Raw genomic sequence first — 5,553 nt, forward strand, 5'->3', positions numbered from 1 at the left:
CTTTTTTTATGACTAATTTTTAGAAAAAATTAATTAAAAATATACCGGGCGATGCCTCTGAAAATGAAAGAGCTACTTAAATAAGTAGCTCTTTTTTTATGTCTAATTTTTAGAAAAAATTAATTAAAGATAATCAGGTGATGCCTAAAAAAAGAGTTATTAGAAATAATAATTCTTTCCATTTTATCTTTTCTCTTCAATAGGTTCAATCTTCTTAGCAATGTCTTCTTTTATTTTTGGAAAGAATCCTTGAAGGATAAAAAACAAACCGAAAATCAATAAAATCATACTGATTACACGTTTAATTTTATAAATATTTTGAGAGGTTAGTTTGTTTTTTAATTGTTTGGCTAATAAAATTTTAGCAATATCAAACAGTAAATAGAAACATAAAATTGCAGCAAAAAAGATTGATATTCTTTGGGTTTCCATATTCATTTGCGGACCATACGTAATGATGATCATCATCCAAAAACCTAAAACACCAATGTTGATAAAATTCAATAAAAAGCCTTTAAAGAATAATCCGAAATAATTGTTCTTTTGAATGTTATCTTCGTCTTTTTCAACTTCTGTTTGTTTTTTATAATTGCGTTTTAAAAGAATAAAAGAGGATAAACCATAAACAAACATGATCAGTCCGCCAACAATAAACAAAGTAGGATTATCTTTTAATTGTTCCAAAAGTTGATTGGTACTTAAATAAGCAATTAAAATAAAGATAAAATCGGCAAAAACAATTCCTAAATCAAACGTTAATGCAGCTTTAAATCCTTTTGTAATACTGGTTTCCAGAAGAACGAAAAATCCAGGTCCAATAGAAAATGCCAAAAGCAATCCCCAAGGAATTGCGGTTATAATATCTTGGTAATTCAAATTCAATTAATTAGCAAAAAGTAATCCATAAAATAGCTTTCAATGGATTACTCTAAATTTATAGGTTATAAAATTACTAAATTATTAAAAATAGTACATCATTACCTATCACTTTTTACTAATTGTTAAATTAATCCGCTTGGTTGATAGAACCTCCGGCAACTGTTTTTTGATTGATTTGCTTTGGTTTACCATAAATTAAAATATCACCACCAGCTCTTACTTTAGCATCTACAAAATCGGTAGCATTAATTTCGGCAATTCCACCGGCATTTGCAGTAATGATCGTTTGTTTGGTTACTAATTTTTCGGCATCATATTTGGCTCCCGAATTCACTAAAACATCAGCATAAGCCGCAGTTCCTTCTAATTTTAAAATACTTCCATTAGCGGTTCTTGCTGATAAACGCTCAACATCTAAATTCAGTTTTATCTCAGAACCTTCTTTTAAAATAATTTCAAAATTAATAGCTTTAAAAACATCATTAGATGCAATTCTTGAACCTTCATTAGCTTCAACAGCTTCTAAATTAGTATAATATAAAGTAACCGAAATATTATCGCCTTTTAACAATTTAGTAAAAGGCATACGTATTTTTAATTCGCCATTTTTATTGACTACTTCCACTTCAGAAGCTTGATCTCCTTTAATAACTATTTTACTTTCTGATCCTTTAACTAACTGAACATCAATTTGATCAAAAGAAGTTACTTTAGTAAAATCACCTAGTTTTTTTTCTACTTGTGAAAAAGCTACTGAACTAATTAATAATAAGGTATAAACTATTTTTTTCATTTTAAATATATTTTTTAAAACACACTAATGCTAATAATACTATTAACATTTGTATTATATTAATTATGATTCTATTTTTAATTACAATTTTAGATAACAAATCAATTATAAAAATAAAAAGTGATAATGGAATCAATAAAAGATTATAAACTAAAATAATATCTTGTTGAGTTCCTTTCTTTTCATAGAAAAAGTAAATTTTAAAAAAAATTAAAACTAATATAATTCCTAATGCACTAAAAACTGAAATATTTTTCTTTACAAATTCAACTAATTTCATATTAATTATGAGATTTCTCACTTCGCTCGAGATGACAACTCACAGTGATATTCAAAAAAACTGTTGACTGCGACTGAAAACTAGTTACTAGTTAATCTTCTTTTTTTCTTAAAAACCAATAATCTAGTTGTTTTTTAACTAAATCGGCGTTTTTAACTTTTACGTAAACTTCGTCTCCTAATTGCAAAATATTTTTAGAAACTTCGCCTACTAAAGCATATTGTTTTTCATCGAAAACATAATAATCATCTTTAATTTCACGAATACGACACATTCCTTCGCATTTATTATCAATGATTTCTACATAAATTCCCCATTCGGTTACACCGGAAATAACACCTAAAAACTCTTCGTCTTTGTGATCTTGCATGAATTTAACCTGCATATACTTGATAGAATCTCTTTCGGCATTAGCAGCTAAATTTTCCATGTCGGAACAATGACGGCATTTATCTTCATACGTTTCTTCGTCAACACTTTTTCCACCATCTAAATAATATTGTAGCAAACGATGTGCCATAACATCAGGATAACGTCGAATAGGCGATGTAAAGTGACTGTAATAATCAAAAGCTAAACCATAGTGACCAATGTTATCGGTAGAATACACTGCTTTACTCATACTGCGAATTGCTAAGGTATCGACCATGTTTTGTTCTTTTTTTCCTTGAACTTCTTCTAACAAATTGTTCAACGATTTAGAAATGGTTTCTTTGGATTTAAAATTGATAGAATATCCGAATTTTGAAATAACCGTTTGTAGATTAATCAATTTATCTTCATTAGGCTCATCGTGAATACGATACACAAATGTTTTCTTTTGTTTACCAATGAATTCAGCTACTTTTCTATTGGCTAACAACATAAATTCTTCAATCAAATGATTGGCGTCTTTAGCCACTTTGAAATAAACACCTGTAGGTTCAGCTTCGGCATTCAAATGAAATTTGACTTCTACTTTATCAAATGAAATAGCTCCGTGAGCCAAACGTTTACCTCGTAAAATTTTAGCTAATTCGTCTAGTTTTAATACTGCAAAAGCAACATCATTAGAAACCGTATAAGAATTACCCGTAAGTGAAACTTCTTCTGGAATTTCTGTTTTTATGAGATCTCTCGACTCCGCTCGAGATGACAAAAAGGAAGTATTATTTTCAATAATTGCCTGCGCTTCTTCATATGCAAAACGTTGGTCACTATAAATAACCGTCCTACCAAACCAAGAATCCACTACTTCCGCTTTTTTATTCAATTGGAAAACAGCCGAAAACGTATATTTTTCTTCATGTGGACGAAGTGAACAAGCAAAATTACTCAACACTTCCGGAAGCATAGGAACCACGCGATCTACTAAATAAACTGAAGTGGCTCGGTTGTAGGCTTCATCATCTAAAACAGTTCCTTCTTTTACGTAATGTGAAACATCGGCAATATGAATTCCTATTTCATAATTTCCGTTTTCTAAAACCTGAAAAGATAAGGCATCGTCAAAATCTTTAGCATCTTTTGGATCGATGGTAAAAGTTAAAACATCACGCATATCTCTGCGTTTGGCAATTTCTTCTTCGGTTATAGAAGTATCTAATTTTTTTGCAAAAGCTTCCACTTCAATAGGAAAATCATACGGCAAACCATATTCGGCTAAAATGGCATGAATTTCAGTATTGTGTTCGCCCGGTTTTCCTAAAACTTTTAAAACCGTTCCAAAAGGAGAATCGGCTTTCTTGGGCCAATCTTCCATTTTTACTAAAACTACTTCACCATGTTGAGCGTCACCAATTTTATTTTTGGGAATAAAAATATCGGTATACATTTTTGGATGTGAAGTAGTTACAAAAGCAAAGTTCTTTTGAATATCAATTACACCTACAAATTCTTCTCGTTTTCTTTCTAAAATTTCTAAAACTTCAGCTTCAGGTCTACGTGAACTTCTTCGGTTATAAATATATGCTTTTACCTTATCGCCATCCAGTGCATGATTCAAGTTAATAAACGGTACAAAAACATCATCTTCTAATTCATCACAAACAAAATAACCGTTTTTACGAGAGGTCATATCAATATAACCTTCATAATATTCGGCTTTAGTTACCATTTGGTACTTACCGCGTTCGGTTTCGTGAATCTTATCTTGAGACTTTAAAAGCTTTAAATCTCGAATAATTTCGTTTCTGCTTTTAGTATCCGTCAGTTCAAGTTTAGCAGCTATTTGTTTATAGTTAAAGGATTTGGAAGGTTCTTTTGCTAAAATTTTATAAATGGAAGCTGTAAAATCTTTTGATTTACTTCCTAATTTTTTGGGTTTCTTACTCATTATATCATTTCTAATTTGTTTGAAAGTTACAAAAATGTTACCATTAGTTATTATCTCGTTAAAAATTTTAATATAACCATAACAATTTGTAACTTGTATTTTAATTATAACATACACACCATGAAAGATTTAATTATAGTAGCGATTTTTAACCATCAAAAAGAAACGATTCAGATCAGAAGTATTTTGGAACGCGAAAAAATTCCTTATATCATTCAAGACGAATCGGTAGTTTCCGTAGATCCTTTGGCTAGTTTAAAATATGGCGACATCAAACTAAAAGTTCACACTGACAATGCAGACCAAGTAAAGGATTTTCTAAAAGAATTAGAATTGGAAACTTACATTGTAGAATTTTAAAATTCTATTGTACAAAAAATATATAAAGGGCTTAAATTTTTTTAAGCCTTTTTTATTATCCGAAGTTTTCAACAATTATTAAAAACAACAAAAAATATTTTTTTAAAAAATTAAATTTTTGATGGTTATGATAGCATGTTAATATGTGGAATAACTTTTTTAAAAGAATAGTACTTTTTAAGTTTTACAATTTTATACAAAGCTATTAACAATAGTATTTTTTAATAAAAGCTTGATTTTTAATTTAAAAAAGCGTTTTATTTTTGAGTTATTAACAACTGTTGATTTCCTATTTTCTATTGAATTTGTAAAAAACTTTAGCTGTTCATAATTGTTGAAAACCGTAAAAAAGAACCTGATAACTTTTTTGAAAAAAGCTGAAACTTCTCTTGATTTATTAGATGTAATTTTTGATTACAAAATTTTATGAATCATTCTAAAAAAACTTCTCTTTTTCTGTATTTAGTTATTAACAATTAATGTTAATTTATAATTACTTAAAAATCAATGAATTGTAAACCTTAATTAACATCTTCTATTTTTTGATGTGAATTAGTATATAATTGTTTGATATATAAAGAAATAGTTATCAAAAATTCATTTTGTCTTTGTAGTCTTTAAAGTCTTGTTGTAATAATTTGAAATCTATTGCTCCTTTTAATTTTTTTAAGTGTGCTAAGATCACAAAACTACGTTCAATACGAAGTTGAGAACTCTTTATTTTATTAATAACATTGATAAGCGTACGTTGTTTTCCGGGAGTAAGTTGATGAAAAAGCGTACTTCCTTCAGGATCAGAAAATAAAACTTCTTCCATTTCTTCAGTAATATCGATACCATATTTTGATTCGTCAGCTTGAAGTTTCACTTCGATTGAATCTCCTATTGAAATATTGATTTGTTTCAGTACTTCTTTATTTAATAAGA

The 5,553-nt window shown here is 28.6% G+C and carries 5 protein-coding genes and 1 pseudogene; 1 reads left to right on the forward strand and 5 read right to left on the reverse strand.

Features of this window, described 5'->3' with window-relative positions; all coding sequences use genetic code 11:
• Positions 1–183: 183 nt before the first annotated feature.
• The 4 genes from ACUSJC_RS16585 to ACUSJC_RS16600 all read right to left on the reverse strand — a co-directional run bounded on the left by ACUSJC_RS16585 (position 184) and on the right by ACUSJC_RS16600 (position 4,266).
• The gene (locus tag ACUSJC_RS16585) at positions 184–876 is read right to left on the reverse strand and encodes a LysE family translocator (RefSeq protein ID WP_449270675.1); all 693 of its coding nucleotides are present in this window, start codon (positions 874–876) and stop codon (positions 184–186) included.
• Positions 877–1,006: 130 nt separating this feature from the next.
• Positions 1,007–1,672: a head GIN domain-containing protein gene (locus ACUSJC_RS16590; RefSeq protein WP_449270676.1), complete on the reverse strand. Its 666-nt coding sequence runs from the start codon at positions 1,670–1,672 to the stop codon at positions 1,007–1,009.
• A gap of 1 nt (position 1,673) precedes the next feature.
• Positions 1,674–1,952: a hypothetical protein gene (locus ACUSJC_RS16595; protein ID WP_449270677.1), complete on the reverse strand. Its 279-nt coding sequence runs from the start codon at positions 1,950–1,952 to the stop codon at positions 1,674–1,676.
• A 91-nt stretch (positions 1,953–2,043) separates the two neighbouring features.
• Positions 2,044–4,266, reverse strand: a complete 2,223-nt coding sequence (locus tag ACUSJC_RS16600) for a ribonuclease R family protein (protein WP_449270678.1) — start codon at positions 4,264–4,266, stop codon at positions 2,044–2,046.
• A 120-nt stretch (positions 4,267–4,386) separates the two neighbouring features.
• On the opposite strand from ACUSJC_RS16600, the gene ACUSJC_RS16605 reads away from it, so the two are divergent.
• A complete protein-coding gene (locus ACUSJC_RS16605; protein WP_449270679.1) occupies positions 4,387–4,626 on the forward strand; it encodes a DUF2007 domain-containing protein in 240 nt (79 codons plus the stop codon).
• Positions 4,627–5,215: 589 nt separating this feature from the next.
• Here the strand turns inward: ACUSJC_RS16605 and ACUSJC_RS16610 are convergent.
• Positions 5,216–5,553 (reverse strand): annotated as a pseudogene (locus ACUSJC_RS16610) (hypothetical protein); the annotation flags it as partial.

Source organism: Flavobacterium sp. U410 (genome assembly GCF_053570605.1).

What these genes read in the sequence shown, in the direction of transcription:
- ACUSJC_RS16590 (WP_449270676.1), bottom strand. Translation starts at nt 1,672, where the DNA reads ATGAAAAAAATAGTTTATACCTTATTATTAATTAGTTCAGTAGCTTTT.
- ACUSJC_RS16595 (WP_449270677.1), bottom strand. Translation starts at nt 1,952, where the DNA reads ATGAAATTAGTTGAATTTGTAAAGAAAAATATTTCAGTTTTTAGTGCA.
- ACUSJC_RS16600 (WP_449270678.1), bottom strand. Translation starts at nt 4,266, where the DNA reads ATGAGTAAGAAACCCAAAAAATTAGGAAGTAAATCAAAAGATTTTACA.
- ACUSJC_RS16605 (WP_449270679.1), top strand. Translation starts at nt 4,387, where the DNA reads ATGAAAGATTTAATTATAGTAGCGATTTTTAACCATCAAAAAGAAACG.